This window comes from Clostridium sp., assembly GCF_051656525.1.
Classification (GTDB): domain Bacteria; phylum Bacillota; class Clostridia; order Clostridiales; family Clostridiaceae; genus Clostridium.
This window is the reverse complement of the sequence record NZ_JBOGCC010000212.1, coordinates 1-3071: the sequence shown is the minus strand read 5'-3', so window position 1 is coordinate 3071 and position 3071 is coordinate 1. Positions and strand designations below refer to the sequence as shown.

The 3071-nt window shown below is 25.4% G+C and carries 3 protein-coding genes and 1 rRNA gene; all 4 read right to left on the bottom strand.

Annotation, left to right across the window (positions count from 1 at the left end):
• Nucleotides 1-555: 555 nt before the first annotated feature.
• Entirely contained in the window at nucleotides 556-918 is a 363-nt protein-coding gene (locus ACRDDY_RS10445) for a hypothetical protein (RefSeq protein WP_438564892.1), read from the bottom strand.
• Between the two features lie 61 nt (nucleotides 919-979).
• Nucleotides 980-1618, bottom strand: coding sequence for a LytR/AlgR family response regulator transcription factor (locus tag ACRDDY_RS10440; protein WP_438564891.1), 639 nt, complete (start codon nucleotides 1616-1618; stop codon nucleotides 980-982).
• A gap of 13 nt (nucleotides 1619-1631) precedes the next feature.
• Entirely contained in the window at nucleotides 1632-2639 is a 1008-nt protein-coding gene (locus ACRDDY_RS10435) for a GHKL domain-containing protein (protein WP_438564890.1), read from the bottom strand.
• A gap of 304 nt (nucleotides 2640-2943) precedes the next feature.
• Nucleotides 2944-3060 (bottom strand): 5S ribosomal RNA (gene rrf / locus ACRDDY_RS10430).
• Nucleotides 3061-3071: the final 11 nt, after the last annotated feature.

Genomic DNA, 3071 nt, shown 5'->3' with positions numbered 1-3071 from the left:
GGATCAAACTCTCAATAAAAAGTTTAATCTTAAATTGCTCATAAAACTTACTAATAAAAGAATTGCTGGTTTAAGTTTGTTTATATATTAATCTGTTCAATTTTCAAAGACCATTTTTGTTCAATCGCTTTTGGCGACTTGTTTATCTTACCACTCAAAGTTTTCTTTGTCAACATCTTTTTTAATATGTTTTCAAATTTCTTTTCGTGTGTCTCTCTCAGAAGATTTGTTCTTGCTTCAAGCGACTCACTTATAATAACATCTATATTCTTTCAGTATTTATCATTTTTCGCTATTTATCAACATTATTCTTCTTTTTCTTTTATTTTCTATTTTTATCTCTATTATACTCATTGTGACACACTTGGTTCTGTGTTACTATATTCTACTGTTAAGTAAACATTATCATATCTTTTAAAGTGGTTATTTAAATTTAAATTTTCTTTTTAATAGTATTATTATTTCTCTATATTAGCAAACTTATTTATTCTAATAATTATTTCATTTTTTTATTATTCACTATAAATATATGCTTCTATAATATATTTATCTCCCTTATATCTTTACACTATATTTTTTTAAGTTTTTCCAAAATGCTATAAGTTCTCCAAAACCTATAGGAATTATAAGAAAAATCGCTATATAGTCTATTTTAAATAAAAGACAAACTAAGCAATAAATAATATTTATTGTATTAAATATTATTTGGAGCCTTAATGATTTATTTAAATACTCTTCTCTAGTAATTTGATTTTTCACACCCTCATCATTCTTTGATAAAGTATATCCCCCATATCCTGTAGACATAATAAAAGTAGAAATTTCTATTGAGTTTCTTTTCTTCCCTATTATAGGAAAAAGATTCATCATAAGACTTGCTGCAATAATTATTCCATACACTAATACTTCTTCACTCATATTTTTCCCTTCTTATTTATTAATTCCCTATATATATATCATGTTCTCTCTATTTAATATTCTATTTACTATCTATCTCTTTTATCTTTTCTTTATTCACTAAATAAGAAGCATGAATTCTTAAAAATTTATCTCCTAACTCTTTCTCTAGTTCCTTCATCTTCCCATAAAACTCTATCTGCCTATTTAAACTGTGTATTCTTATCTTATGTATCTTTTGTGCTGTTTCAAAAAACATTATTTCTTTATATGGAATTCTTAGAATCTGCTCTCTTGTTTTAACCATAAAAATTCCCTCTATATTCTCTTTCAATATATATCTTTTATTGGCTTCTTTAATACATTCAGTTATTCTTTGCTCTAAATTTTCATAATCTCCTTTAACTATATAGTCCATAGCTTCAACTTTATATTTAAAAGTTAGATATCCCATCTCTCCATAAGTTGTTATAAATATGATAAATCCATTTGGATCTAGCTTTCTTATTTTACTTCCTAATTCTATGCCATTTATTTCTTCTTTTAAATCAACATCTAAAAAATATATTCCAGTTCCTTCTATACTATTTAAAAGCTCATTTCCTTTTCCTGTTGACTTTTTTATCTTCATATCCAAATCTTCTCTGACTATAATTTTTTCTATAATAGCTTTCAAATCTTTTCTAAACTTTTCATCATCCTCACAAATATAAATTTTCAATCCTTTTATCCCCTTAATCAATTATTATATGTTGAATAAACATCCCGTTTTCTATTTTTGTATCTAGAACTACATCATTATATTTACTCAGAATTTCATTTACAATAGTTAATCCTATTCCCCTGCCATTACCCTTAGTTGATTTCCCTTCCACCAGCATTTCATATAAATACATCCCCTCATCTTTAAAAGAATTTTCTATAATTATATTTAGCCCTAAGTTTTGAGCTTTAACTATCTTTCCTCTGATAATTCCTTTCAAATTATAAAGCTTAACTCTATTAAGCCCATTTAAATTAATATCATCTTTAATAAAATCATCTTTTGTTTTCAATATATTCATCTCAAAAAAATCCCTTAGCTCCTGCTCCTTTGATTCCTTAATATACTCATTCATTATCAATAATATATTTACATAATCATGCTTAAACTTCCTCATATCCATATTAGCTTCCTCTAACATCATCATACAATTATTTGTGGCTTCTAAAGTTTGATTTTTTTCTTCAATCTCTTTTTGAATTTTTACATTAATTAATAAATATCTAATTGCCATAATCCCTAATATGCCAATTATCATATTTACCTGATTCACTTTACTAAAATACATTATAATTAATCCAGCAAATAAGATACTTAAATTTTCCCCTCTGAATTTTTTTACTTTCCATAAATTTATCTGCAACACTATATTAGTAATTACAATACCTATTAATAAAGGTTCATTTAATCTATCTTTAAATATCAATATAGTAATTATAAGTAATATTAAATTTCCATTTAAAACTAGCAACACCTCATTGAAATTTAAATCTTTCATACAAAGATATATAATTATCGATATTTCATACACCATTATAAATAAAATTCTCATTTCTGTTATTCCTATAAAAAAACTACTTAAAATCCCCATAAAAAATATAGTCTTTCTCTCTTTTTCTTCTAATCCCTTTGAACAATACAGTGTTGGAAGAATTATACCTACTATAAATATAACCTGCTCTATCATAAACCCTCGCATTTAATCCCTCACTTACTTTTTTATCTCAATTAATATATATCATTAAGTAAATTTAAAATATTTAGATCTATATCATCACTTAAATTGTATAATTTTTCTATTTATTTGAAAAGAGTTTATTTCTTCTATACTTGTTTTTTGTAATTTTATCCATATTCTTCTTATAACATATTAAAATTATCAAGTTATCCATTAAATTATCCACACAATTTAATCTTTTTTCTACCTTCTATTTTAAACTGTGGATAATTATGTGCACAAAAAAAGCCAGTAGAATTAACTACTGACTTTTTCTCTTGTTTTCACTTGGCAACTTCCTACTCTCCCACACAGTCACCCGTGCAGTACCATCGGCGTTATAGAGCTTAACTTTCCTGTTCGGAATGGGAAGGAGTGTACCCTCTATGCCATCATCACCAAATATTCAGATTG

Bases quoted from the DNA above. Each gene is read 5' to 3' on its own strand.
- ACRDDY_RS10435 (WP_438564890.1), bottom strand. From the start codon at position 2,639: ATGCGAGGGTTTATGATAGAGCAGGTTATATTTATAGTAGGTATAATT.
- ACRDDY_RS10445 (WP_438564892.1), bottom strand. From the start codon at position 918: ATGAGTGAAGAAGTATTAGTGTATGGAATAATTATTGCAGCAAGTCTT.